Origin of the sequence: Ensifer sp. ENS06 (assembly GCF_014852205.1) — a bacterium.
GTDB lineage: Bacteria > Pseudomonadota > Alphaproteobacteria > Rhizobiales > Rhizobiaceae > Ensifer > Ensifer adhaerens.
Genome location: NZ_JACVBC010000003.1, coordinates 366,622 through 389,994 on the forward strand (window position 1 = coordinate 366,622; position 23,373 = coordinate 389,994).

General features: G+C 63.6%; 26 protein-coding genes. 17 read left to right on the plus strand and 9 right to left on the minus strand.

Annotation, left to right across the window (positions count from 1 at the left end; genetic code table 11):
- Positions 1 to 30: 30 nt before the first annotated feature.
- Together IB279_RS15295 and IB279_RS15300 are read right to left on the minus strand one after the other, a co-directional pair.
- Positions 31 to 477, minus strand: a complete 447-nt coding sequence (locus IB279_RS15295; protein ID WP_060521864.1) for a hypothetical protein — start codon at positions 475 to 477, stop codon at positions 31 to 33.
- A gap of 327 nt (positions 478 to 804) precedes the next feature.
- Complete coding sequence (locus IB279_RS15300; protein ID WP_060522062.1) at positions 805 to 1,935, minus strand: citrate synthase; 1,131 nt, start codon at positions 1,933 to 1,935, stop codon at positions 805 to 807.
- Between the two features lie 75 nt (positions 1,936 to 2,010).
- Between IB279_RS15300 and IB279_RS15305 the strand changes: the two genes are divergently transcribed.
- Positions 2,011 to 3,102 carry a citrate synthase/methylcitrate synthase gene (locus IB279_RS15305; protein ID WP_060522061.1) on the plus strand — a complete coding sequence of 364 codons (1,092 nt, stop codon included), beginning with the start codon at positions 2,011 to 2,013 and terminating at the stop codon, positions 3,100 to 3,102.
- 5 nt (positions 3,103 to 3,107) lie between these two features.
- Here IB279_RS15305 and IB279_RS15310 read toward each other — a convergent pair whose 3' ends face one another.
- A complete protein-coding gene (locus IB279_RS15310) occupies positions 3,108 to 3,443 on the minus strand; it encodes a MurR/RpiR family transcriptional regulator (RefSeq protein WP_226020779.1) in 336 nt (111 codons plus the stop codon).
- Positions 3,444 to 3,637: 194 nt separating this feature from the next.
- Here IB279_RS15310 and IB279_RS15315 point away from each other — a divergent pair, with 194 nt between their 5' ends.
- The 10 genes from IB279_RS15315 to IB279_RS15360 all read left to right on the plus strand — a co-directional run bounded on the left by IB279_RS15315 (position 3,638) and on the right by IB279_RS15360 (position 13,024).
- Positions 3,638 to 4,897 (plus strand): ABC transporter substrate-binding protein, encoded by a 1,260-nt coding sequence (locus IB279_RS15315; RefSeq protein ID WP_060522064.1) that lies wholly within the window; start codon positions 3,638 to 3,640, stop codon positions 4,895 to 4,897.
- Between the two features lie 66 nt (positions 4,898 to 4,963).
- Positions 4,964 to 5,839, plus strand: coding sequence for a sugar phosphate isomerase/epimerase (locus tag IB279_RS15320; protein WP_162741116.1), 876 nt, complete (start codon positions 4,964 to 4,966; stop codon positions 5,837 to 5,839).
- Positions 5,836 to 6,633, plus strand: coding sequence for a 6-phosphogluconolactonase (locus IB279_RS15325; protein ID WP_060521866.1), 798 nt, complete (start codon positions 5,836 to 5,838; stop codon positions 6,631 to 6,633). The genes IB279_RS15320 and IB279_RS15325 overlap by 4 nt, the downstream gene beginning before the upstream one ends.
- Positions 6,633 to 7,559 carry an ROK family protein gene (locus IB279_RS15330; RefSeq protein ID WP_060521867.1) on the plus strand — a complete coding sequence of 309 codons (927 nt, stop codon included), beginning with the start codon at positions 6,633 to 6,635 and terminating at the stop codon, positions 7,557 to 7,559. The genes IB279_RS15325 and IB279_RS15330 overlap by 1 nt, the downstream gene beginning before the upstream one ends.
- Positions 7,556 to 8,629, plus strand: coding sequence for an ABC transporter ATP-binding protein (locus IB279_RS15335; protein WP_060521868.1), 1,074 nt, complete (start codon positions 7,556 to 7,558; stop codon positions 8,627 to 8,629). Before IB279_RS15330 ends, IB279_RS15335 begins: the two co-directional genes overlap by 4 nt.
- Before the next feature lie 4 nt (positions 8,630 to 8,633).
- Positions 8,634 to 9,542 (plus strand): carbohydrate ABC transporter permease, encoded by a 909-nt coding sequence (locus IB279_RS15340; RefSeq protein WP_246801952.1) that lies wholly within the window; start codon positions 8,634 to 8,636, stop codon positions 9,540 to 9,542.
- Between the two features lies 1 nt (position 9,543).
- Positions 9,544 to 10,383, plus strand: coding sequence for a carbohydrate ABC transporter permease (locus IB279_RS15345; protein ID WP_060521870.1), 840 nt, complete (start codon positions 9,544 to 9,546; stop codon positions 10,381 to 10,383).
- A gap of 34 nt (positions 10,384 to 10,417) precedes the next feature.
- On the plus strand, positions 10,418 to 11,503 hold the full coding sequence (locus IB279_RS15350; RefSeq protein WP_060521871.1) for a Gfo/Idh/MocA family protein: 1,086 nt from the start codon (positions 10,418 to 10,420) through the stop codon (positions 11,501 to 11,503).
- Between the two features lie 34 nt (positions 11,504 to 11,537).
- The gene (locus IB279_RS15355; RefSeq protein ID WP_043618747.1) at positions 11,538 to 12,104 is read left to right on the plus strand and encodes a TetR/AcrR family transcriptional regulator; all 567 of its coding nucleotides are present in this window, start codon (positions 11,538 to 11,540) and stop codon (positions 12,102 to 12,104) included.
- A 68-nt stretch (positions 12,105 to 12,172) separates the two neighbouring features.
- A complete protein-coding gene (locus tag IB279_RS15360) occupies positions 12,173 to 13,024 on the plus strand; it encodes a cupin domain-containing protein (RefSeq protein ID WP_192339327.1) in 852 nt (283 codons plus the stop codon).
- A 100-nt stretch (positions 13,025 to 13,124) separates the two neighbouring features.
- Here the strand turns inward: IB279_RS15360 and minE are convergent, their stop codons facing one another.
- From minE to minC, 3 genes are all read right to left on the minus strand, one after another.
- Complete coding sequence (gene minE, locus IB279_RS15365) at positions 13,125 to 13,385, minus strand: cell division topological specificity factor MinE (RefSeq protein ID WP_034798387.1); 261 nt, start codon at positions 13,383 to 13,385, stop codon at positions 13,125 to 13,127.
- Positions 13,382 to 14,197 (minus strand): septum site-determining protein MinD, encoded by an 816-nt coding sequence (gene minD / locus IB279_RS15370; RefSeq protein ID WP_113187162.1) that lies wholly within the window; start codon positions 14,195 to 14,197, stop codon positions 13,382 to 13,384. The genes minE and minD overlap by 4 nt, the downstream gene beginning before the upstream one ends.
- Positions 14,198 to 14,312: 115 nt before the next feature.
- Positions 14,313 to 15,065 (minus strand): septum site-determining protein MinC, encoded by a 753-nt coding sequence (gene minC, locus IB279_RS15375; protein ID WP_060521873.1) that lies wholly within the window; start codon positions 15,063 to 15,065, stop codon positions 14,313 to 14,315.
- A 128-nt stretch (positions 15,066 to 15,193) separates the two neighbouring features.
- Between minC and IB279_RS37675 the strand changes: the two genes are divergently transcribed.
- The 5 genes from IB279_RS37675 (at position 15,194) to IB279_RS15395 (ending at position 19,542) form a co-directional block, all read left to right on the plus strand.
- Positions 15,194 to 15,316, plus strand: a complete 123-nt coding sequence (locus IB279_RS37675; RefSeq protein ID WP_255381169.1) for a hypothetical protein — start codon at positions 15,194 to 15,196, stop codon at positions 15,314 to 15,316.
- 77 nt (positions 15,317 to 15,393) lie between these two features.
- A complete protein-coding gene (locus tag IB279_RS15380) occupies positions 15,394 to 15,579 on the plus strand; it encodes a hypothetical protein (protein ID WP_034798488.1) in 186 nt (61 codons plus the stop codon).
- A 607-nt stretch (positions 15,580 to 16,186) separates the two neighbouring features.
- Entirely contained in the window at positions 16,187 to 16,591 is a 405-nt protein-coding gene (locus IB279_RS15385; protein WP_060521874.1) for a DUF1236 domain-containing protein, read from the plus strand.
- A 187-nt stretch (positions 16,592 to 16,778) separates the two neighbouring features.
- Positions 16,779 to 17,174: a cupin domain-containing protein gene (locus tag IB279_RS15390; RefSeq protein WP_244546757.1), complete on the plus strand. Its 396-nt coding sequence runs from the start codon at positions 16,779 to 16,781 to the stop codon at positions 17,172 to 17,174.
- A 319-nt stretch (positions 17,175 to 17,493) separates the two neighbouring features.
- On the plus strand, positions 17,494 to 19,542 hold the full coding sequence (locus IB279_RS15395) for a calcium-binding protein (protein ID WP_113187161.1): 2,049 nt from the start codon (positions 17,494 to 17,496) through the stop codon (positions 19,540 to 19,542).
- A gap of 11 nt (positions 19,543 to 19,553) precedes the next feature.
- Here IB279_RS15395 and IB279_RS15400 read toward each other — a convergent pair whose 3' ends face one another.
- The 3 genes from IB279_RS15400 to IB279_RS15410 are packed head-to-tail and all read right to left on the minus strand — an operon-like array spanning position 19,554 to position 22,532.
- Positions 19,554 to 20,276, minus strand: coding sequence for an ABC transporter ATP-binding protein (locus IB279_RS15400; RefSeq protein ID WP_060521876.1), 723 nt, complete (start codon positions 20,274 to 20,276; stop codon positions 19,554 to 19,556).
- Positions 20,273 to 21,514 (minus strand): ABC transporter permease, encoded by a 1,242-nt coding sequence (locus IB279_RS15405; protein ID WP_113187160.1) that lies wholly within the window; start codon positions 21,512 to 21,514, stop codon positions 20,273 to 20,275. Before IB279_RS15405 ends, IB279_RS15400 begins: the two co-directional genes overlap by 4 nt.
- Before the next feature lie 7 nt (positions 21,515 to 21,521).
- Complete coding sequence (locus IB279_RS15410; RefSeq protein WP_113187174.1) at positions 21,522 to 22,532, minus strand: efflux RND transporter periplasmic adaptor subunit; 1,011 nt, start codon at positions 22,530 to 22,532, stop codon at positions 21,522 to 21,524.
- Between the two features lie 144 nt (positions 22,533 to 22,676).
- On the opposite strand from IB279_RS15410, the gene IB279_RS15415 reads away from it, so the two are divergent.
- Positions 22,677 to 23,363, plus strand: coding sequence for a TetR/AcrR family transcriptional regulator (locus IB279_RS15415; protein WP_113187159.1), 687 nt, complete (start codon positions 22,677 to 22,679; stop codon positions 23,361 to 23,363).
- The last annotated feature ends 10 nt before the right edge of the window (positions 23,364 to 23,373 follow it).

The window sequence follows — 23,373 nt, forward strand, 5'->3', positions numbered from 1 at the left end:
CCCGAAACCGGGTGAGCCTCAACGTGTCGGTCAAGCCATTCGGGCGATGTCGCGGTCGAGATGGCGAACGTCACCCTGGAGCCGGGCGTAGGACTGGGCCGGCAGCATGCCGTGATGGGCGGCGGCGGTCTTGACGGCGTCGGCGCGCACAGCACCGTCTTCGCGTTCAAGCTTCCTGTAGTTTGCTGCCGTCAGCTTGCCCTGTTCGCGGTCGGCGTTGATGCGGTGGTTGTCGACCCGGAGTTCATGCAGGACGTGATCGAGCCGCGTCGATGCCATGTGGGTCGGTGTCCGGTAGACCGGCATGGCCGGGGTTGCCATGTCGTCCTGGGCGAAAATGCCCTGGTAGTAATCGCCGGTATAGGCACCCTTGTCGTTGTCGCGGCCGAAATCGTGGTGATCGGCAGCAAAGGCGGCACCGCTTAAGAGAACGAGGGCGACGGTTGCGATGGTGGTGGTCTTGAAAGGCGAGCGCATGACTGCATCTCCTGAATTGAAGGAAGCGCCGCGCGCTTCCGTTCGAGGCTGTCTCCTATTGTCGCGTCACGGCCGAAGCGGTCGCCGGCAATATTCAGCCTCGAGAATGAAGGTATTACTTCCATGCGCCGCCGTCATGTTAATAACGCGTAATATTTCGGCAAACATCTCCGGAAATCCGCTTCATTAACATTATTTAATAAAGGCCAATTCGCTCCCGATTGACGGATATTCTTTCCCCAAGCGCGTATTGTGGCCCTTTTGCGGCCGCCCGCCCGCGCCTTTTCTAGTCAATCGAGCCTAGGGCTGAGGGCGCGGAGGAGGGAGCTACGATCCAGCATAGTGGGCGCGCGGCCGGATCAGATCGCCGCTGACGACCTGTTCCATCGCGTGCGCGAGCCAGCCGACGGTGCGTGCAAGGGCGAATATCACCATCGGCGCGTCATCGGGTAGATCATAGGCGGCAGCGAGCGCCGCCAGAGAGAAGTCGAGATTGGCCGGTTCTCCGAGCAGTTCCTCGCCGGCCTCGGCCAGCGCGGCATAGAGCGGCGGCACGTCGAAGCTCGACATGATGGCCTTCGCGCGCGGGTCGCCGTCCGGATAGAGCCTGTGGCCGAAAGCCCGGACCACGCCGTCCGAAGACAGCATGGTACGGATCGCCTCGCGCACCCCGCCCACGGCCGCCTGTTCGGCAAGCCGCGTGACGCTCAGCCAGGCGCCGCCGTGCCTGGGGCCGGTGAGGGTGGCAAGACCCGAAAGTGTGGCGGCGGAAAGTGCGGCGCCGGACGACGCGGTGACCCGTGCTGCAAAGGCGGAAACGTTGAGCTCGTGTTCCGCCGTCAGCACCAGGCATCGACGGATCGGCTCCGCCACCTCCGGCCGCTCCCAGCCTTGCGCCAGGCGCTCGTGCAGCGGCACGGTTTCCCGCGACGGCGCAAGCCCGGCGGCAACGGTCGCCAGCACCTCGGCGGCCTCGGCCTTCAGGATGGCGGGCCTGCGTCCGAGCGCCGGCAGGTCGGCTTCGATGCGCCCGGCGAGAAGCGTAAAGGTCGTTGCTAGCCGCGATTGGCTGCTGCCGGGATCGTGCGCTGGAACAACAACCGCCGCCGGTGTCAGCCAGAGCAGGGCGGCGACCTCCTCCAGGGTTGCTGTGGTGGCAAGTTCGATCGCGTTGCTGCCGCGGTAGGAGAGCTGCCCTCCGGCGATGCTGGAGATCGTCGTTGGCAGTACCGGCTCGCCCCAGCGGATCGTCTCGGCCGCCACGACCGCCGCCTGCCGCCTGCCGGCGTGGCGCTCGGCCAGCCGGTGCACGTCGTCGGCCTGGTAGAGGCTGCGGCGCGGGTCGGCAGGGTCGGGCTTGGCGCGAATGCGGCCGCGGCTGACATTGGCATAGAGCGTCTGCCGTTTGCTGCCGAGCTTGGCGAGCGCCTCTTCGGCGGTGATCCAGAGTGTATTCATGTTGATCAATTGCATCAAGATTGACGTCAATAGGTCTAGGTCGGATCATCCTCGGCGTAAAGGAGAAACTTGATGATGAAGAACGGACTTGAAGACGTCGTCGCCGCCGAAACGCAGCTCTCCCATGTTGACGGCGAGGCGGGTCAGTTGATCATCCGCGGCGTCTCGCTCGATCACCTGGCCGGCCACGCAAGCTATGAGGATGTCGTGGCGCTGTTGTTCGAGGGGCTGCTGGGGCCGATGCCGGACCGGGTTGAACTCGCGAAGCGTCTGGGTGAGAAGCGAGCGGAAGTGTTCGCCCATATTGGCGCCATCGACGATGCGTTGCTGGAACTGCCGCCGGTCGACATCATGCGCGCGCTCATCGCCCGGCTCCCGGATGGGGAGGACCTCGATACGGCCCTACGTCTGCTCGCCGCGCCGGCCGTCTTCCTGCCGGCGGCGCTGCGCATGAAGAGCGGTGAAGCTCCGGTCGCGCCGACGCCGGCGCTGTCGCACGCCGGCGATATCCTGGCGATGCTCTGTGCCAAGGTGCCGAGCAGACAAGAAGTGGCGACGCTCGACGCCTATCTGGTGACGATCTCGGACCACGGCCTCAACGCCTCGACCTTCGCCTCGCGCGTGGTCGCCTCCACCAAGGCCGGTCTCACCTCTTCGGTGCTTGCCGCCATCGGGGCGCTCAAGGGGCCGCTCCATGGCGGTGCGCCTGGTCCGGTGCTCGACATGCTGGACGCGATCGGAACGCCTGAGAATGCGGCGGCCTGGCTTTCCGACGCGCTCGACCACGGCGAACGGCTGATGGGCTTTGGCCACCGTGTCTATCGTGTCCGCGACCCCCGCGCCGATGCGCTGAAGGGCGCGCTGAAACGACTGATCGCTGCGCATCCGGCCAACCGCGATCGCATTCAACTGGCAGAAGAGGTCGAACAATCGGCGCTCGCCGTCCTGAAGGTGCGCAAGCCCGACCGCCCGCTCGACGTCAACGTCGAGTTCTACACGGCGCTGCTGCTCGATGCGCTGAGCTTCCCGCGCGACGCCTTCACCGGCGTGTTCGCGATCGGTCGCACCGTCGGCTGGATCGCCCATGCCCGCGAGCAGGCGCTGGAAGGCCGCCTTATCCGGCCGCGTTCGCTCTATGTCGGGCCGCTGCCGCAACAGGCCGCGTGAGTGTTCTATGCTGAGGCGGAGACCATCCGCGCATTTCGCAGGTGTTGTTGAAAGAACGCCTTCAGGTCGCGGAAGTCATCGAAACCAAGGACGGTCGCAAAACGGGCGACCGTCGTCGGCGAGACGGCGCAGGCAAGCGCGATCGAGCGGGCGCTGCCAAAGGCGACGAGGTCCGGCTTTGCCAGCGCGACCAGGGCGATCTGTTCGAGCTGCCGCGGAAGTCTGAGCGCCCTGGACGCAAACATCCTCTTTAGCTCCCCCATGTCGCCGGGGCGCCTTTGCGCCGCGTTCGTTTCGGCAACCGCATTTCCATGGCTTGTCGACACGGTGGTGCTCTCCATCACATTCCTCCTCAACTCGCCTCGCAGGCAGGGTGGGTGCATCCTCTCGAAAACGGCCGGATGCGGGCTGTTTCCCCACCCTCCTGCTCGCCTCCATGTTTTTTCGCTTTACTGTACCGTCCGGACGGTATAGTAAATCAATCATCGCTGATCGCAACAACACGTTTTCTGGGGAGGAGACGAGAATGCGTTGGATGAAGTGCTTCAAGGCGGCCGCCATGGCCGGTGTCGCTTTTGCCGCCATGCCGGCGGCTGCGGCCGAAGTCTCGATTTTCTGCAGCTCGGCCGGCGCCGAGCTCGAGCTTTGCCAGTCGGCCTCCGAGGCCTGGGCCAAGGAAACCGGCAACACCGTCAAGATCAACAAGATGCCAGCCAACTGGGGCGAGGCGCTGCCGCTCTACCAGCAGCTGCTCGCCGGCAAGTCCGGCGACGTCGACGTTCTCACGCTCGACAACATCTGGGTCGGAACGCTGGCGCCGCATCTGGTCGACCTGCGCGAAAAGGTTCCGGCCGACGAAGTCTCCGCCCATTTCGAATCCTCGCTCGCCGACGCCACCATTGGCGGCAAGCTTCTGGCAATGCCCTGGTTCGTCGATGCCGGCCTGATGTTCTACCGCAAGGATCTGCTTGAAAAGTACGGCAAGGGCGAACCGAAGACCTGGCAGGAATTGACCGAGACGGCGAAGTTCATCCAGGACAAGGAACGCGCCGGCGGTAGCCCCGATATGTGGGGCTATGTCTGGCAGGGCCGCGCCTATGAGGGGTTGACCTGCGACGCGCTCGAATGGGTCGCTTCCTTCGGCGGCGGCAACTTCATCTCGCCGGACGGCACCATCACCGCGAACAATCCCGAGGCCGTCAAGGCGCTTGATCTCGCCCGTTCCTGGATCGGCAACATCAGCCCTGAGGGCGTGCTGAACTATGACGAGGAAGGCTCGCGCGGCGTCTTTGAGGCTGGCAATTCCGTCTTCCACCGTAACTGGAGCTATGTCTGGGGCACGACCCAGGCTGAGGACTCCTCGCTGCGCGGCAAGATCGGCGTCATGGCGCTGCCGGTCGGGGCGGAAGGCCAGAAGTCGAGTGGCTGCTACGGTGCCGGCCTGCTTGGCGTTTCCAAATATGCCGACGATGTCGATGCGGCTGTCAGCCTGGTGCGTTACCTGACTGGCGCGAAAGAACAGAAGCGCCGCGCGCTTCAGGCCTATAGCCCGACCTTGAAGGCGCTTTACGAGGACAAGGACATCCTCGCCGCCAATCCGTCGCTCGCGTTTGCCGAAAAGGCCTATGCCGAAAGCGCCTCCCGGCCGTCACAGGTGACCGGCGCTTCCTACAACCGCGTTTCGCAGCGGATCTTCAATGGCGTGCACAATGTGCTGAGCGGCAAGGAAAGTGCTGCGGATGCACTCGTCAAGGTCAGCAGCGATCTGGAGCGGCTGAAGGCGCGGGGCTGGTAAGCCCGCCTCGACGATACGGGGTCCGGCGTGACGGACCCCGCCACCACAGGATCTGAGGAAACTAACGTGAATATTGCGATCGCACCGTGCTGCTGGGGCATCTACTGGCCCCAGGGGAATGATCTCGGCTGGACCGATTATCTCGACCGCATCCATGCGGCCGGCTACCGGCACACCGAACTCGGCCCTTACGGCTACTTCTCCACGGATGCCAAGGTGCTTTCGTCTGAGCTGGCGCGCCGCGACCTCAAGGTCGTCGCGGCCGCGCATGTGCATACGCTTGCCGATGCATCCACCTGGCCGGTGCTTGAGGAAAAGGCGCAGGCGATCTGCAAGTTGCTCGCCGAAAACGGCGGCACGCATTTCATCCTGATGGACGAATCGGAGTTCTATCCGAAGGCCCGCATGGGGGTCGTCGACGGGGCCGGCTGGCGCGCGATGATCGACCAGACGAACCGGGCGGCCGAGATCGCCCGCAGCCACGGGCTGCAGTTCAGCTTCCACCCGCATGTCGGCACCTGTGTCGAGCTAGAGGAGCAGATCGAGCGGCTGCTTGCCGATACTGATCCCGATCTCGTCGGGCTCTGCCTCGATACCGGCCATCACGCCTATTGGAAGGCCGACCCGATCGCCTTCTATCGACGCCACCGCGACCGCATCAATTCGGTGCATCTGAAGAATGTCGACGGTGCCTTCCGCGAGCGCGTGCTTTCCGAAGGCATCCACTCGGACCGCGCCTTCGAAGAGGGCATCATGACCGATCTCGATCGCGGCGTCGTCGATATCGCCGCCTTCCTGTCGGTGTTGCGCGAGACCGGATACGACGGCCCGCTGGTGGTCGAGCAGGATCTGGCACTGAACCATCCCGATACGCCGGAAACGATCGCCCGGCGCAACCATGACTTCGTCTCGAAGCTCCTTGTGAACGGGGCCGGCGCATGAAGGTCGAAATCCACGATACGCCCGCTGCCATCGGCGATCGCCTTGCGGAGCGGATCATTGCCGGTATCCGGCAAGCGAGTGTTGCGGGACGAAGCTACGTTCTCGGCTGCCCGGGTGGGCGCAGTCCGCTGCCGATCTATGAGGCGCTCGGACGCCGTCTTGCCGGCGAGCCCGTCGATTGCTCGCGGCTGATCATCGTCATGATGGACGAATATCTCCGCCCCGCAGAGGGTGGCAGTTTCGCTCCGCCGCCGTCGGAGGCGCATTACTCCTGCCGTGGCTTCGGCGAACGCGAGATCGTCGGCCGCATCAATGCGTCCTTGCCGGACCACTTCCGCATTCCATCCGAAAACTTCTGGATGCCGGATATCGCGGCACCTGGCGGCTACGATCAGCGCATCGCTGCCGCCGGCGGTATCGATCTTTTCCTGCTCGCCTCCGGCGCCGGTGATGGTCATATCGCCTTCAACCCGCCGGGCTCTGCCCGCGACAGCGGCACCCGCATCGTTGCCCTTGCCGAACAGACGCGGCGCGACAATCTCGCGACCTTCCCGGATTTTTCAGGCATCGACGACGTGCCCTCCCATGGCGTGACGATCGGCATCGGCTCGATCGCCGAACAGTCGAATGCCGTCGCGATGATCGTCTGGGGTCAGGGAAAGCGCCACGCCTTCTATCGCCTGACCAGTGCGCGTGCCTACGATCCAAGCTGGCCGGCCACCATCGCCGTCGAATGCCGGAGCGCCGAACTCTACGCCGATGCCGACGCTGCCGGTGAGTGGGGAGCGCGGTGATGGGCCAGCATGCCATCGGCATCGATGTCGGGGGAACGAAGACCAAGGCCTGCCTTGTTCGTCTCGCCGACGGCGCCGTGATCGCCGAGCGCACCGAGCCGACCCGCTGCCAGGAGGGCGGTGCTGCCGTGCTGGAACTGGTGGCCGCGCTCGCCGAGACCATTCGCCACGAAGGCGAAGCGCTTGGCGTCGAGACGACCGGTCTCGGCGTCTGCTTGCCGGAACTGGTGACCGGCGCCGGCGAGCCGGCCTCCGCCTGGAACTTCGACTGGCGCGGCCTCGACTATCACGGTCGTCTCAGCGGTTTCGGGCGGCTGCATATCGACAGCGACGTGCGCGCCGCCGCCTTCGCCGAAGGCTGGATTGGCGCAGGCCGCGGTATCGATCCGTTCGTCTACGTGACCATCTCCACCGGGCTTTCCCATTCGCTGGTGATCGGCGGCGCGCCCTATGCAGGAGCCCGTGGCTTCGCCATCCATTTCTCGGGCAGCGATCTCGTCGCCTTCTCGGGCGAAGGGCAGGACCAGGCGGTTCGCCACAACCTCGAGCTTTTTGCGAGCGGCAAGGCCTTGGGCGAGCGTTATGGCCGTATGATTGGCCGACCGGACGCAAGCGCGCTGCAGCTCTTCGAAGCCGAAGCTCAGGACCCGCGGGCCGCACAGATGGTGGCCGACGGCCTCCTGTCGCTCGCCTCCTATCTTGGCCAGCTCGTCAACACGCTCGATCCGGCCGTGCTCATTCTCGGCGGCGGCATCGGCGGCGACCCGTCGGTCAATGCGCGGCTCGCCACGCTGACGCGGCCATTCATCTGGGCCGATGGCGCGCGCGACATGCCGATCGTTCCAAGCCTCCTCGGTGATGCGGCCTGCGCCATCGGCGTGGCTGCGCTTGCAAACAGGACTGCCAACCAGACGGTGCGCCAATGAGTGGAATTGCCCTTACCAATGTCGTCAAGCGTTTTGGTGCGCTGACCGTGATCGACAAGGTCAACCTTTCGGTCGCAGAAGGCGAGTTCGTCGTCTTCGTCGGTCCCTCCGGATGCGGGAAGTCGACGCTTTTGCGCATGATCGCTGGGCTCGAGGAAATTACCGACGGCGAGTTGCAGATCGGCGGCGCGCGCATGAACGAGACGGCGCCGGCACGTCGCGGCATCGCCATGGTGTTCCAGTCCTACGCGCTCTATCCGCATATGAGCGTCGAGCGCAATCTCGGCTTCGCGTTGGAAACGGCGCGGCTTGCCGGCGGCGAAATCAAGGAGCGGGTAGCGAAGGTTGCCCGGTTCCTCAAGATCGAACATCTGCTCGCGCGTCGTCCGGCGCAACTTTCGGGCGGCCAGCAGCAGCGCGTCGCCATCGGCCGCGCGCTCGTCCGCTCGCAAAAGCTGTTCCTGTTCGATGAGCCGCTGTCCAATCTCGATGCCGATCTGCGCATGGAGATGCGGGTGGAGATCGCTCGCATCCATCGCGAGCTCAAAGCCACCACCGTCTACGTCACCCACGACCAGCTCGAAGCGATGACGCTGGCGGACCGCATCGTCGTCCTGAAGGACGGTCGCATCTCGCAGGTCGGCACGCCAATGGAACTTTACGAGCGGCCGGCCAACAAGTTCGTTGCCAGCTTCATTGGCGCGCCGCGCATGAATTTTCTTGCCGGGACGCTTGCCAATGACGCCGGGGGAAGCCGCCTCGACGTGCTCGACGCCCGCCATGGGCTTGGGCACCTTGGCTATGAAGGCGAAGTCAGCGTCGGCATCCGGCCCGAAGACTTGATCCTCGGCGGCGGCGATGTCCGCCTGCCGGCGACCGTGCAGCTTGTCGAGCCGCTGGGCGGCGAGGCGCTGGTTCACGCGCGTCTCGGCAACGGCCAGTCGCTGGTCGTCAAGGCGCAGGGCAAACCCGATCTGAAGCCGAATGCCGACGTCACCGTCGGTTGGCTGACGTCGAAGGCGCATATTTTCGGTGCCGACGACATGGCGCTCTCGGCCAAGGGAGCGTGAGGCCATGATGGCGGGTTCACGATCAACAGGACTGCGGCAGGCGCGGGTTCGCACCGCCTGGCTCTTTCTCGCGCCAAGCCTGCTCGTCCTGACCGGTGTGGCGCTCTGGCCGCTCGGCCGCACCTTCCTCTTTTCCTTCACCGACGCCCTGCTCACCGAGCCGGACTTCTATAGCTATGTCGGCTTCGACAACTACTATGCGCTGTTCGAGGATCCGCTCTGGTGGCAGTCGGTGCGCAACACGCTCTATTTCACCGTCATTTCCGTTTCGATCGAGACGGTACTTGGCCTGACGATCGCGCTGCTCCTCAATTCCCATATTGCCGGGCGCGGCATGATGCGAGCGATTATCCTGATCCCCTGGTCGATCCCGGTCGTCGTCAGCGCGCGCATGTGGCAATGGATGCTGCACGACCAGTTCGGCATCGTGAACCACGTTTTGAAGCTTGCCGGCGTGATTGAAAGTGGGGTTGCGTGGACTGCCAATTCGGCGCTGGTGATGCCCGTGATCATCGCCGTCGACGTCTGGATCACCACGCCCTTCATGGTGCTCCTCGTTCTCGCGGGGCTGTCGATGCTGCCGCGCGGCATCTACGAGGCAGCGTCGATCGATGGCGTGCCGGCATGGAAGCAGTTCACCTCACTGACCCTGCCGCTGCTTGCCCCCAGCATCGCGGTCGCTGTGCTCTTCCGCCTGCTCGACGCGCTGCGCATGTTCGACCTGAGCTATGTGCTCTCCTCCAACAGCGACGACACCAAGACGGTCTCGATCTACGCCCGCGAAGTGCTCGTCAACTTCCAGGACATGGGCGTCGGCTCGGCCGCCAGCACCGCCGTCTTCCTGATGATCGCGCTGGTGACCGCCATCTACGTCACTGTCTTCCGTCTCAAGCGCCGCCTCATGGGAGTTTGACATGGTCAGGAGCAACACCGGCAAACGCCTGCACAGAATAGCGATCTACTCCCTCTTCGGGATCGTCGCGCTCTATACGCTGTTCCCGTTCTACTGGATGATCGCCTCGTCGATGAAGTCGGGCCAAGCGATCTTCGACGTGACCTTCTTGCCCGACCTGAAGTTCAACAATTACGCGGCGATCCTTTCGGACGGCGTCTTCCTGCGCTCGCTGCTCAATTCGCTGATCGTCGCCTTCTCGGTCGTGGCGCTGTCGCTGATGCTGGCGGTCGGTGCGGCCTACGCGCTCGGCCGCATCGATTTCCGTGGCCGCTCGCCGATCATGCTGCTCGTGCTGGCCGTTTCGATGTTTCCGCAGATCGCGTTGCTCTCCGGCCTCTTCGAGATGATCCGCTGGCTCGGGCTCTACAACACGATCGGCTCTCTGATTTTCGCCTATATGATCTTCACGCTGCCCTTCAACATCTGGGTGCTGACGACCTTCATGCGCGACCTGCCGAAACAGATCGAGGAGGCGGCGATCATGGACGGTTGCTCGCCGCTGCGGATCGTGCGCTGCATCTTCCTGCCGATGATGGGGCCGGCGCTGATCTCGACCGGGCTGCTTGCCTTCATCGCTTCGTGGAACGAGTTCATGTTCGCGCTGACCTTCATCCTCACCGACGAGAACCGCACCGTGCCGGTGGCGATCGCGCTGATCTCCGGGTCGAGCCGCTACGAATTCCCCTATGGGGCGATCATGGCCGCCTCGACCATCGTCACGGTGCCGCTGATCATTCTCGCGCTGATATTCCAGAAACATATCGTCTCCGGCCTGACGGCCGGTGCGGTCAAGGGTTGAAATGGCCTCCATTCGAGGCGGAAAGGGTACTCACATGCGTGTCGTTCGTGTTGGTTTGATCGGGCTTGGCGAAGTCAGCCAGCTCATGCATCTGCCGATCCTGGCCGATCATCGCCATCTGTTCGAAATCGCCGGCGTCTATGACGTGTCGCCGAGCCTGACGGCCTATTGTTCGGCCCGTTATCCGGGGGCGAAGACGTATGAAACCGCGGAAGCGCTCGTCTCCGCGCCTGATATCGATGCCGTCTTCATCCTGACGCCGGACCAGACGCACAGCTTCTATCTGGCTATGGCGCTGAAGGCGAAGAAACACGTCTTCCTGGAAAAGCCCGCCTGCCTGACGCTCGGCGAAATCGACGCGGTCGCGCCGCTGGCCGACGCCACGGACCGGCTCCTCTTCGTCGCCTATATGCGCCGCTATTCGCCAAGCTTCCTGCGCGCCAAGGCGATGATGCCGGCTGAGAGCGATGTGCGTTACGTCCGCGTCCGCGACATCATCTGCGAAGGTCCCTTCTTCATCCGCCAGACCCGCAATATCTTCTACCCCACGGATCTCGACCAGGCGTTCCTGGCGGAATCGCGCGCCCAGACGACGGCGCTTTTGAAGCAGGTGGTTGGCGAGGATGCGCCCGCCGATCTGATGCGTGCCTATCAGGTGCTGACAGGGCTTTCGTCGCACAGCCTTTCGGCGATGCGCGAACTGATCGGCCTGCCGAAGCGGGTCATTGCTGCGCATCACAAATGCAACGGCGAATCCATTGTCGCTCTGTTCGACTACGGCCACTTCACCGCGATCTACGAAGCCATGATCGACAACGTCGCCCGTTTCGATGCCCGAATAGAGGTGCTTTCCGATCGCCGGCAGCTGCGCGTCAGCTACGACACGCCCTATATCCGCAACCTGCCGACTGCGCTCGAAGTGATCGACAGCACCGACACCGAGACCGAAACGCGCACCTTCGGCCCTGATTACACCGACCCCTTCGCCCTGGAGCTGCGCGCCTTCCACGATCATCTCGTCAACGGCACCAAGCCGAAGACGACACTCTCGGATTCGCGTCAGGATCTGGCGCTGATGGCCGAGATCGTCGGTCGCCTGCGCGAGAGTTCGGGGCTATAGCAGGACACGTTTCACACACTTGAGTTGTATCGACATGGCAAAACGCGAAACCGCACGTGACCGTATCCTCACCGCCGCCGAAGCGATCGTCGTCGGCAAGGGCGTGTCGTCCCTCACCTTCGACGAAGTGGCGGAGCAGACCGGCCTCAGCAAGGGCGGCATCCTCTACCATTTCGCCAGCAAAGACGCGCTGGTGCGGGCGATGGTCGAACGTTTCGTCTACCGTTTTGAGACCGGTCTCTCCGGCCTCGAAACCGAGGACGAGGACCCGCATGGCCGCTATACACGCGCCTATGTGCGCGCCACGCTCGGCGAGGCCACAAGCACCGGCGATCAGTACGACCGCCTCGGTGCCAGCATCACCGCGGCGCTGTCGAACTTCCCCGACCTTCTGGAGATCGTGCGCCAGCAGAACATCCGCTGCCAGGCATCCGTCGAAAATGACGGCCTCGACCCTGTCGAGGCGACGATCACGCGACTGGCGGTCGAGGGCATGTGGCTTGCGGAAGTCTTCAACGTCATGCACCTCGACCCCGAGATGAAGCGCGCCGTCACCGCCCGGCTTTTGGAGCGGACGCACGCGCAAGCGCCGCCGAAATAGCGCGTTTCGCGCGCTGACATCCCCCACATCGGCGCGCCGCTTCGCGCCCAGAACCAAGGAGTTTTCCGATGGGATACAAGCCGTCTCCCCGTCCTGTCTTCGATCGTCCTAGCCACATCCCCTATGCCGGCGTCACGCGGCATCTCTGGGGCGAGGAAAATGCCGGTCTCGTCGACGACTGGATCTACGCCTCGACGGAAAGCATTCACCAGATTGTCTTCGGCATGCAGCCCGGCGGCTGCTTCAAGCATACGGAGGCCTTCCGCACGATCTTCGGGGCGGACGAGGTTCTCTACGTGCTGAGTGGTACACTCGGCCTTGCCAACCCCGAGACGGGTGAATTCTGCGTCGCGAAGGAAGGCGAGGCGCTGTTCTTCCGCAAGGACACCTGGCACCACGGTTTCAACCTTGGCAACGAGCAGGTCCGCGTGCTGGAATTCTTCGCGCCGCCGCCGGCCAAGGGCACGTCAGGCCCCTATGCGCGCACCAAGCCCTATATCGAGATCGAGCAATCGCGCTATGGCCAGAGCGAGTTCATCGGTCGCTGGCCGATGGACGCCGACGCCCAGCGGAAGGCCAGGACAATCCATCCGATGCGCGATGCCGATCTGCTCTTAAGCCTCGATCGGCAAACGCAGGGCGCCTATACTGGCCTCTATTGCGCGACCGATCAGCTCACCGTCGGCAAGACGACGCTGCTTTCGGGAAAACGCACCGGCATGGAGCGCCACAAGGGTGACGAATGCCTCTACGTGGTGTCGGGTATCTTGAACATCCATGTGCCCGATGCCGAAGGCCAGGTCTGGTTCGAGCTCAACCCGCGCGATGGCTTCTATATTCCGGCGGGGTTCGATCACCAGTATTTCAACATGACGGGCGACAAGGTGGGGTTCGTCTTCGGTGTCGCCCCGGAGTACTGATCTCAGACAAAAAATACGGCAGTACCCGCTGGATGCTGCCGTATCTGAAAACAGGAAGTCGGCCGAGAGGAACGTTGCTTCCCAAACAAGTTGGCGGCCCTTAGGCCGCCTTCTTTGCGTCGAAGGGGATCTCGATATCGACGGCGAGCGTCGAGACCTGGGGACCGCGCTCCATCGTTACGCGGACCTTGTCGTCGTCGATCTGCATGTGCTTGGAGATCGCCTGGAGGATTTCGTCGCGCAGTTTGGTGACGAGATCGCTATCGCCGGCGGATGCGCGCTCATGGGCGAGCAGTACCTGCAGCCGTTCGCGGGCCGCCGGCGCTGACTGTGTGCGGGAGAAGAAACGGAAAAGGTTCATGCCGCTTTCCTTCCGAAGATCTTGCCGAGGAAGCTGCGCTTCTCGCCGGGGATGTTGATCGGCAGGGCCTCGCCCTTCAGTCGGCGAGCCGCCTCGAAATAGGCGAGCGCCGGGGCCGAGCGGGTGTCGGCCAGCGTGACCGGCGAGCCGACGTTGGACGCGCGCAGCACGTCGGCGCTTTCCGGGATGATGCCCATCAGCGGGATCGACAGGATTTCGAGCACGTCGTCGACCTTCAGCATGTCGCCGCGCTCGGCGCGTACCGGGTCGTAGCGGGTGAGCAGCAGGTGCTTTTCCATGCGCTCGCCGTTTTCCGCCTTGAGCGTCTTGGAATCGAGCAGGCCGATGATGCGATCGGAATCGCGCACCGACGAGACTTCCGGATTGGTCACGACAATCGCGGTGTCGGCATGGCGCATGGCCAGCGTCGCGCCGCGCTCGATGCCGGCGGGGCTATCGCAGATGACCCAGTCGAAGGCGCTCTGAAGGGCGGCGATGACCTTCTCGACACCTTCCGGCGTCAGGTTGTCCTTGTCGCGGGTCTGGGAGGCCGGCAGCAGATAGAGCGTTTCCAAGCGCTTGTCGCGGATCAGCGCCTGCGACAGCTTGGCCTCGCCCTGGATCACGTTGACCAGGTCATAGACGACGCGGCGTTCCGCGCCCATGACGAGGTCGAGATTGCGCAGACCGACGTCAAAGTCCACGACGACGACTTTCTCGCCGTTCTGAGCGAGTGCGGCGCCCAGTGCGGCGCTGGACGTCGTCTTGCCGACGCCGCCCTTGCCCGATGTAACTACGACTACCTTGCCCATTCGTCTCTCCAAGTATCTAAGAATTCGCCTTCGCCTACGTCCTCGTGACCCCGGCCGGATCGACCTGAATCACCAGATGCGGATGGCAAGCATCCACACCTTTCCTTGCCTCGGCCTAACCGAGCGTTCCCGCCTTCAGCTCTTCGCCGTCGAGCCAGATCTGCACGGCCTTGCCACGCAGGTTCTGCTCCATGTCGTCGGCCGTCTTGTAGAAGCCGTCGATCGCAATCAGTTCCGCTTCGAGCTTGCGGCAGAAGATCCGCGCCGAAGCATTGCCCGTGGTGCCGGCCATCGCCCGGCCGCGCAGCGCGCCGTAAATGTGGATCGAGCCGCCGGCGACGACTTCGGCGCCCGAGGCGACCGAGCCGATGATCGTCACGTCCCCTTCGGGGAAGAACAGCGACTGGCCGGAGCGCACCGGCTGGGTGACGACGATCGACGGCGTCGCCTTGGTGGCAAGCGGTTCTGCCGTGATCACGGTTTCCGCGGCTGCTTCCGCTTCCGGCGTCTCGCTCTTTTCGGCCTGTTCCGCCATCTTGGCTTCGTAGTCCGCCGCCGGGCGACCGTCGGTCATCGCGGGAGGAAGGTCAGCGCCGAGCAGAGACTGGCGCGCGCCTTCGATGCCCATGATGCGCACATTGCGCTTGCCGAGCTGGTCGACGAGTTCGCGCAGTTGCGACCGGTCGATATCAAGGCCGTCGACATCAAGCACGACCGGGCGCCGCAGGAAGAAACCGGCGGATCGGGAGGCGAGATGGTCGAGGCGGGTGAGCCAATCCTCGAGCGGAAGCTCGGGGGTCAGCGCTAGCGCAAGGAAGGATCGCCCCTTGAGGCGGATCGGCCGGGATTCGGTTAACACATCATTCATCTTGGTAAATTTTCCGTTGCTTCGGTGTATCGATCAAATGGTTAACAAATGGTTAATTCGGCAATGCGAAGGTTAATGAGGCGGCGCTGAGGACCGGTCGCCGGCCGCTGGAAAACAAGGAAAATCGGGTGGCCGAAAAAGCCGCTCTTTTGCCTATCGTCGCCTTGGCTTCGGCCGATCAGACCCTGCGCCCGGCGCCGAGCGACGCAGAAAGCCTCGATACGGCAAGAGCGATTCGTCCGGGCTCATGAGGGGAGTTGACATTGGAACGCTAAAATAAGAACATAACAAGAACAAAGCGGAGGTTCCCATGAGTCGGATGGAGACCATGACCCACACGGAAGAAGTGATCGAACGCGCCATGGCCGCCGTTGCGGCCGCCCGAAAGAAGCGGGAACGCGAGGCCGAATGGCGCAAGCGCACCTTCGGCCGCATCGACATGGCGCCGCCGTTGCCGCGGCTGAAGCGTGGCGGTGTCCAGCTTTCGCTTCGGCTCGACGGTTCCGCACGCTGACGAAGGAGCGGGCCGCTCAAGGCCCGGCAGCTGGATGACGGGCGAAGCGAGTCGAAGCTTCGAGAGGAATGAACATGAGGCATCGTCGAAGCATCGACCTGATGCCGCGCGAAGACGCCGCCGATGACGGGGCGACCCTGGAACTCTTGCCGGAATGGTACGTGCTCGTGGCGAAATGCGGGAAATGCCGCCACCGGGGGCGGATCGATCGCCGGCTTGTTGCAAACAGGCGCGGATGGGGCGTCTCTCTCAATTCCATCGGGCCGGCGCTGAAATGCGTACGCTGCGGCAACAGGGAAGGGAACAAACTGCTTCTTGGCCGGTTGCCCCGGGACTAATGGTGGTGCGGGCAGAAAGCGTGGCGGGGGCAGATGGGTTTGCCGTGAGTGCACGAAGTGCGCTCTTAGTCACATAGAGGGTGAATCTCCGTTCTTTGTAGTATAGAATCGGTATTGGTCGATACGTCGTGGATTTGCATGGCGTTGATGTCGATCATATATTGATTGTTAATGAAATTTATCAAGCGTGATGCGCTGAAATTAGCGTGGATTCGGAACAAATTATTATTCCTTTCGTTGATGTGGTGATCAAACGAAAGGACTAGATCATGAAGAAGCTTATAATCGCCGCGGCTGTTGTTTCTTTGATGGCAGGATCCGCATTTGCTGAGGATGCCAACCAGAAAGCCGGCACGGCCGCAGGTATCGTTGGCGGCGCGACGGCGGGTGCCGTCGTCGGCGGGCCGATCGGTGCCGGTGTGGGTGCCGTGGTCGGTGGCGCGCTCGGTGGAGCGCTGACGCCGCCGCCGCCGGAAGTCATCACCTATGTCGAACAGCAACCCGCACCGCCTTCGGTTGTCGTGCAGGAGCAGGTGGTGATCGGTAAACCCATCCCGCAAGCCGTCGTCCTGACGCCCGTACCCGATAATCCGCGCTACGCCTATGCGGTCGTAAACGAGCACCGCGTGATCGTCGAGCCGCAGTCGAGAACGGTGGTCCAGGTCATCAACTGACCGTAGGCGGTCTTCATACCGTAGTCTCTCAGGGAGGGGTGGCGTTCCGCGCCGCCCCTTGCTTTTGCCCAGCTATCGTAAGGCGAGGCATCAAGTGCCCTTGAGCGCTTCATACAGCGGGATCGGTCGTGTCGATTGGCTCAACCTGATAAACTGCTGGCCGGATTTCATCGGCGGGGAGCACGTCATGGGAGCTGTCGCGCATGAAGACTGGCCGATCGAGATGTGGCGCCTGGGGGTTGAGACCCGCATGCTCATCTCCGCGCTCAATGGCGCTTCCGGATTGTGCCTGTTCGAACAATGGATCGCGCCCGGCGCCGGCGCGCCCACCCATAGCCATCCCGTCGAAGAGGTGCTGACGGTGGTGGCGGGGCAGGCGGAAATGTGGATCGACGACGAACGTTTCATCCTCACCAGCAATCAATCGCTGATCGTGCCGAAATTGCGTTGGCACGGGTTTGCAAATGTCGGCGGCGAAACGCTCCACATTCGCGCTGTGCTTGCTTCCGCAGCCTTCGAGGCAAGCTTTGACGGTGCAGCGGAGGCGACCAGGCGCTGGGCAGCCGCGCCGGTGCAGGGATAGGCCGGCACCTCCCTTAGGCCACCACCCGAACTTCGGGCAAAGCCGTCGTGTCCGGCAAGCGACCGGCTATCGAGGCTCGTGGCTTGGGCTCCGCCTTCCCGAAAAGCCCGCACGCGTGTTTCTCGTGCCGAGGGACGTACGGCGCCGACGATGAAAATATACGCGCGAAACAACTAATATAAATCTCGAATTATATTGCCCGTATTTCGAGTATTTATTCGGTATTGCTTTGCGCGTTTATATAAATACAGTCCGCGTAGAAGTGTCGATATTTCCGTGGCAAAGTATTCTTGAAAATTGTTTGAAGGGGAGTGATCGCATGGCGAGGATCGTAGGTTCCTATGGGAACGACGTTTTGAAGGGTACCGCGGAAAGCGACCGCATCTGGGGGCTTTTCGGCGCCGACACGATCGACGGCGGCGCTGGCGATGATTTCGTCAGCGGCGGCGGCGGGCGCGATACCCTGATAAGCTCGAGCGGCTACGATCGGCTCGACGGCGGTGCCGACGACGACCAGATCGTGCTGAACGGGACCGGCGGTGCGGTCACCGGAGGGGCCGGCTATGATGGTCTCGTGGTCGATTTCTCACAAACCTCCGAGCGCATGGTGTTCAACGGCGGGTCCGGCCACGGTTATGTCGGAGATCCTGCGCTCGCCGGGCGCCACGTCTTCTTCCACGATATCGAGTGGTTGCGGGTGCTTGCCGGCAGCGGCGACGACCGGATCGCCGGCACCGCCTCAGGCGACAACATCTCGACGGGCGCCGGCAACGATGTCGTCTACGCCGGTGGCGGAAACGATCTCATCACCAACAGCGGCGGTCACGATCGTCTCAATGGCGGCGCCGGCAACGACCGCTTCGTTCTCATCGGTACCGGCAGCACCGTCTCCGGCGGCAGCGGCACCGATACGCTGGCTATCGATCTCGTCGCCGCCAAAGCCCCCGTCGTCTTCAACCTGCAAAACGGCCACGGCATCATCGGTCATCAGACATCGGGCGAGCGCCATATCTTCGTCACCTATGACGGCATCGAAAAGATCGAAGTGACGACGGGAAGCGGCAACGACCGGATCCTGGGGAGTACGCTTTCCGATGTCATCCAGACCGGCGGCGGCAACGACTTCATCGACGCGGGTGCCGGCGACGATACGATCATCGACGGGCTCGGCGCCAATCGCCTGTTTGGCGGTGACGGCCGCGATCAGATCACCTCGACGCTGTATTCGGCAGAAATCGACGGTGGGGCGGGCCAGGACTGGTTATGGATCAAGGAAACGCAGCGCACGAGCGACCTGACGGTCGACTTCTCCGCCGGACGGGCCTCGACCGGCACCGTCATTAGCGGCATCGAGGAGGCGAGCCTCATGCTCGGCAGCGGCAACGATCGGGTGATCGCCGGCGATCTGACCTATCTCGTGGTCGAGGCCGGCGCTGGAAACGATCACCTCGAGGGCGGCGCCGGAGGGGACGCGCTCTATGGCGAAGACGGCAATGATTACATTCACGGGGGTGCCGGAAACGACTCGATCGTCACGGGCGCCGGTGACGATGTGGCCTATGGCGGCGATGGAATGGACACGCTAGCCAATACCGGCGGCAGCGACGTGCTGGATGGCGGCGCCGGAGACGACTGGCTGCAGGACACCTTCCCCGGCGGTGGCAGCCTCGGTGTTGCGTCGATCCTGCGCGGCGGCGCGGGCAACGACACGATCAATGCCCGATACGTCGGCGAGGTCGATGGCGGTGAAGGCCGGGACCTCCTGAACCTCAACTATGGCGGCCTGCCGGAGGCGATGGACTTCGACGCGGCACGGGGTGTCACCCATACCGGCCTGACGTTCACCGGTATCGAATATTTCAACGTTTCGAGCGGGGGCTACGACGACGTACTGCGCGGCGGCGACGACAACGACACTTTTTACGCCTCGAGCGGCAACGATATCCTCGAGGGGCGCGGCGGGGATGACAAGCTGACGGGCGCGTCGGAAAACGACCAGCTCTTCGGCGGCGACGGGGCGGATTTCCTCGATGGAGGGTCCGAGAACGACCTATTGAGCGGCGGTAACGGCAGTGATTTGCTGACGGGTGGCCGCGGCGCGGACACCTTTTACTGGTCGTCGGAAACCTCCGGCGAGGTGGGCCTCGATCGCATTCTCGATTTCGATGGCCGGCAGGGTGACCGCATCGCCTTTTCCCACGAGGCCCAGGACACAACGGGTATTCACAGCTATGCGGATTTCCTTGCCGCAGCGCGCGACACGGCCGATGGCGTGTTCGTCTCCTTCAATGGCTCGGAAACCGAAGGCATTCTGATCGAGGATAGCTCGCTCTCGGTTCTCTCCGAAAGCGATCTCGTCTTCGGCTGAGGCCTCGTTCGTCAGGCCTCCGGAGCTGCGCCTTCGTCTTGGCGCGCGGCATTGATCGTCTCCGTGGTCAGGTGCCCATCGATGAGATGAAGGCGCCGGTCCATGCGCGCGGCCATATCCAGGTCATGAGTGACCGCGACCACGGTCTTGCCCTCTTCGCGCACCAGCGTTTCCAGGATCCTGAAGACCTGCTCGGAGCTCGTGCTGTCGAGACTGCCGGTCGGTTCGTCGGCGAGGATCAGCGGCGGGTCGTTGGCGAGTGCACGGGCGACCGCCACGCGCTGGCGCTGGCCGCCCGAGAGCTGATCGGGCCGCTTGTCGAGGTGATCGGCAAGCCCGAGTGCCGCAAGCAGCTCGCTTGCCTTCCCACGCATCTCGCTCCGGCCGAGGCGGCCGAGCTTGCGCATGGGAATTTCGACGTTCTCGCGGGCGGTAAATTCGGGCAACAGGAAGTGGAACTGGAAGACGAATCCGATATTGGCGAGCCGCGTGGCTGCTCGTTCGTTCTCGTCCATTCGCTCCGTGTCGCGACCGCGGATCATAAGCGTGCCACCCGTCGGCCGGTCGAGCAGGCCGAGCAGATAGAGAAGCGACGACTTGCCGGAACCGGAGGGGCCGGTGACAGCGACGAATTCCCGCTCGCCGATGGTGAGCGATATGTCCTTCACCAGCGTGACAGGTACGGTCTCCCTGAGGATCCGCGTCAAATCCTTGGTTTCGATCAGCGTGCTCATGTCGCGCCCCGGATGATATCGACGGGATTTGCCCGGGCCGCGCGCCGCGCCGGCAGGTAGCCGGCAACCGCTGCCGATCCGAGCGCGAAAGCGGCGGCGATCAGATAGTGCAACATGCTCCAGGCGATCGGTAGCCGGGTCATCTCCTGGCCGGTGGCGGCGAGCTCGAAGCGGACGAGCGAAAGGCCATAGATCATTGCCAAGCCGAACGCCCAGCCGACAAGCGTGCCGACTGTCGCGATCGCCACGCCTTCGAGCACGAAGAGGATGCGCATGTCGGTCTCGGTGAAGCCGAGCGATTTCATGATGGCGATGTCGCGCGCCTTCTCGTGCGTGATCGTCGAGATGATGTTGAAGATACCGAAGCCGGCGACCAGCATGATCGCAGCGACGACCGTGTACATGATGACGTTGCGCACGACGAGCGCCTCGAGGATCGACTCGTTGGCCTCCTGCCAGGCGATCGCCTTGTAGCCGAGTTCCGCCTCGATACGCCGGGCGACGGTCGGGGCGGCGTTCGGATCGTCGAGCTTGATGTTGATCACGTTGATCGCGTTGGGCCGGGCTGAGAGGATTTGGGCGTTTTTCTGCAGCACATAGGCCTCGCCCTCGTCGCGCGCCGTCGTGCCGGTGTGGAAGAGGCCGACGATCTTGAAGCGGCGGCTGAGCCCTTCCGAAGAGACGGCGGTGATCGTGTCGCCGATCTTGGCACCGAGCCGGGAGGCCATGGTATCGCCGATCACCACATTGTTGCCGCCGGCGGCAAGGGCGGCGAAGCTGCCCGCCCTGAAATCTCCGATGATCGGCGAGACCCGCGGCTCCGCCTGCGGATCGATGCCGATGACGGCGGCGCCGACCTCCTGACCGGAATAGCGAAGGACGCCCTGCGCCCTGAGGGTGGCTGCAAAGCGGCCGGGGATCCAGCCGTCGAGCCAGGAGAGCGCTGCCGTTGGGTTGATGATGCCGCGGCGGTCGTCGCGTGGCCTGAGGCCGGAAATGGCCGCGGCACTAAACAGGTCTTCCCCCGGCTGGCGGCGCGCCGTGCGTTGCTCGTCGGTCACCTGCACATGGGGCATCGTGTCGACGAGCTGGCGAACGAAGTCGTCCTGGCCGCCCTGCATCAGCGCTGCCATGGCGATGGAGAAGCCGACGCCGACCGCCACGCCCAGCATCGCGACGATCGTCTGTCGGCCTCGGCCGGTGATGTGCGTCAGTGCGATGTCGAGGATGAGGCGCATGGCGGGCTCATTTCTCCGGCGAAGGGGTGGCCTTCACCCGCGTGCCATCGGCAAGACCGGTCGGGAAGGGCGAGACGACGCGCGCGTCGTCTTTGAGGCCGGAGAGGACTTCGACGCCGTCGGCGCCGCGGATGCCCGTTTTCAGTTCTCGGATCCGTGCGCGATTGCCGTCGATCATGGCGGCCTTCGCTCCTTCCAGCGCCACGGTCGGGATGATCAAGGCGCCATTGGCGACCCGCACGATGATGTTGACGTCGGTCGACATGCCGATCCGAAGCGGCGTGTCGTCGGGCAGCCGAAAGCGCACGCGATAGGTCTTCGTTACCGGATCACCCTTGGGCGTGATGCTGTCGACCGTCGCTCCCAGCTTGCGGTCGGGGAAGGCATCCGATCGGAGCAGCGCCTTCTGGCCGACTTCGACGCGCGGGATATCCTCTTCGTTGACGTCGGCGGTGACGATCAGCGGTTTCGGCTCTCCGACCCAGAAGAGCACCGTGCCGAGATCCGCGACCTCGCCGATCTCGCCGTCCTGCCTGAGGACCTGGCCGGCGCTCGGTGCGCGCAGCACATAGGTCGCGAGCCGCGCCTGGCGGCCGGCGACGAGCGCTTCGAGCTGGCCGAGTTCGCTGCGCGCCCGGTCGACTTCCTGTTCACTGATCGTGCTGCGTTCGGCGAGCGCCAGCTTGCGCCGATATTCCTCCTGCGCCAGCGTCAGCCGCGCCTGTAGTTCGCCAAGCGCCGCCCGTGCCTCGGTGTCGTCGAGGCGGGCGAGCACGTCACCCTTGGCGACACGCTGTCCCTCGCAATTGCACTGCTCGACGATGCGCTCGGCGACCGTCGGGGTGACTTTCGCCCAGGTGCGCGGCTCCACCACGCCATCCGCATAGATGATCTCCGCTGCATCGCCGCGTTTCGGCGAAATGACGGAGACGGGAACCGGGCGAAGAAAATACCAGGCGCTTGCCGCACCGACGGCAACGACAACGGCCGCTCCGATTGCATAACGAGTGAGCCGCACGAGACGCTCCTTGAACGCTTCCAATCCGTTCTGTATAAATAGACCGACGGTCGGTTTGTTTCAAGGCTGCCGATTTCCTCGACCTCCAGGAGCGTCGTGGACCGCGCCGAAAACCCGTGCTAAGCCGCCGTCCTGGGAGCGCTCATGGTCAGAACGAAGAAATCGCCGGAAGTCCGATCGAACGAGTTGATCGATTGCGCCGAGCGCTTGTTCTTTCTGCACGGCTACGAGAATACGACGGTCAACGACGTCATCCGCGAGGCCAATCTATCCAAGGGTGCCTTCTACCACTATTTCGTCTCGAAGGAGGCCTTGCTGGAGGCGGTCGCGACCCGCCTGGCTGAGCGGAACCTGAAGGAATTGCAGCCGCTTTTCGAAGATCCGTTGCTCGATGCAGTCGGCCAGCTGAATGCGCTTTTCGCCGGCTCGCGGCGGCTGAAGCTCGACATGGCGCCGCAGCTGAAGAACAGCTTCAACGCCCTCTTCAAGCCCGAAAATGTCGCGCTCTATCACCGTATCGACGAGGCGCTGATGGCCGTCAGCCTACCGCTGGTCGCCGAAATGCTGCGGCGTGGGCACGCGGACGGAACGCTCGATGCGCCCGATCCGGAAGCTTCCGCCCTGATGTTGCTGCAACTGCGGCTGAGTGTCGCCAAAGTGATGCACAAGGCCTTGCAGCGACAGGAGGCCGGCGACCTCGACGGCGCGGCTGCGATGCTCGACGGCTGGATGCGAACCTACGGCACCGCCATCGAGCGCTTTCTGAAGCTCCCGGATGGAACGATCGAAGTGACCGAACCGGGTTTCTCCCGCGCTTTCCTTGAGGCATAGCCGACGGTTC

Excerpts from the sequence above, each read along its gene's own strand:
- IB279_RS15295 (WP_060521864.1), bottom strand. The coding sequence starts at position 477 with ATGCGCTCGCCTTTCAAGACCACCACCATCGCAACCGTCGCCCTCGTT.
- IB279_RS15300 (WP_060522062.1), bottom strand. The coding sequence starts at position 1,935 with ATGAATACACTCTGGATCACCGCCGAAGAGGCGCTCGCCAAGCTCGGC.
- IB279_RS15305 (WP_060522061.1), top strand. The coding sequence starts at position 2,011 with ATGAAGAACGGACTTGAAGACGTCGTCGCCGCCGAAACGCAGCTCTCC.
- IB279_RS15310 (WP_226020779.1), bottom strand. The coding sequence starts at position 3,443 with ATGGAGAGCACCACCGTGTCGACAAGCCATGGAAATGCGGTTGCCGAA.
- IB279_RS15315 (WP_060522064.1), top strand. The coding sequence starts at position 3,638 with ATGAAGTGCTTCAAGGCGGCCGCCATGGCCGGTGTCGCTTTTGCCGCC.
- IB279_RS15325 (WP_060521866.1), top strand. The coding sequence starts at position 5,836 with ATGAAGGTCGAAATCCACGATACGCCCGCTGCCATCGGCGATCGCCTT.
- IB279_RS15330 (WP_060521867.1), top strand. The coding sequence starts at position 6,633 with ATGGGCCAGCATGCCATCGGCATCGATGTCGGGGGAACGAAGACCAAG.
- IB279_RS15335 (WP_060521868.1), top strand. The coding sequence starts at position 7,556 with ATGAGTGGAATTGCCCTTACCAATGTCGTCAAGCGTTTTGGTGCGCTG.
- IB279_RS15340 (WP_246801952.1), top strand. The coding sequence starts at position 8,634 with ATGATGGCGGGTTCACGATCAACAGGACTGCGGCAGGCGCGGGTTCGC.
- IB279_RS15345 (WP_060521870.1), top strand. The coding sequence starts at position 9,544 with ATGGTCAGGAGCAACACCGGCAAACGCCTGCACAGAATAGCGATCTAC.
- IB279_RS15350 (WP_060521871.1), top strand. The coding sequence starts at position 10,418 with ATGCGTGTCGTTCGTGTTGGTTTGATCGGGCTTGGCGAAGTCAGCCAG.
- IB279_RS15355 (WP_043618747.1), top strand. The coding sequence starts at position 11,538 with ATGGCAAAACGCGAAACCGCACGTGACCGTATCCTCACCGCCGCCGAA.
- IB279_RS15360 (WP_192339327.1), top strand. The coding sequence starts at position 12,173 with ATGGGATACAAGCCGTCTCCCCGTCCTGTCTTCGATCGTCCTAGCCAC.
- minE (WP_034798387.1), bottom strand. The coding sequence starts at position 13,385 with ATGAACCTTTTCCGTTTCTTCTCCCGCACACAGTCAGCGCCGGCGGCC.
- minD (WP_113187162.1), bottom strand. The coding sequence starts at position 14,197 with ATGGGCAAGGTAGTCGTAGTTACATCGGGCAAGGGCGGCGTCGGCAAG.
- minC (WP_060521873.1), bottom strand. The coding sequence starts at position 15,065 with ATGAATGATGTGTTAACCGAATCCCGGCCGATCCGCCTCAAGGGGCGA.
- IB279_RS15380 (WP_034798488.1), top strand. The coding sequence starts at position 15,394 with ATGACCCACACGGAAGAAGTGATCGAACGCGCCATGGCCGCCGTTGCG.
- IB279_RS15385 (WP_060521874.1), top strand. The coding sequence starts at position 16,187 with ATGAAGAAGCTTATAATCGCCGCGGCTGTTGTTTCTTTGATGGCAGGA.
- IB279_RS15390 (WP_244546757.1), top strand. The coding sequence starts at position 16,779 with ATGGGAGCTGTCGCGCATGAAGACTGGCCGATCGAGATGTGGCGCCTG.
- IB279_RS15395 (WP_113187161.1), top strand. The coding sequence starts at position 17,494 with ATGGCGAGGATCGTAGGTTCCTATGGGAACGACGTTTTGAAGGGTACC.
- IB279_RS15400 (WP_060521876.1), bottom strand. The coding sequence starts at position 20,276 with ATGAGCACGCTGATCGAAACCAAGGATTTGACGCGGATCCTCAGGGAG.
- IB279_RS15405 (WP_113187160.1), bottom strand. The coding sequence starts at position 21,514 with ATGCGCCTCATCCTCGACATCGCACTGACGCACATCACCGGCCGAGGC.
- IB279_RS15415 (WP_113187159.1), top strand. The coding sequence starts at position 22,677 with ATGGTCAGAACGAAGAAATCGCCGGAAGTCCGATCGAACGAGTTGATC.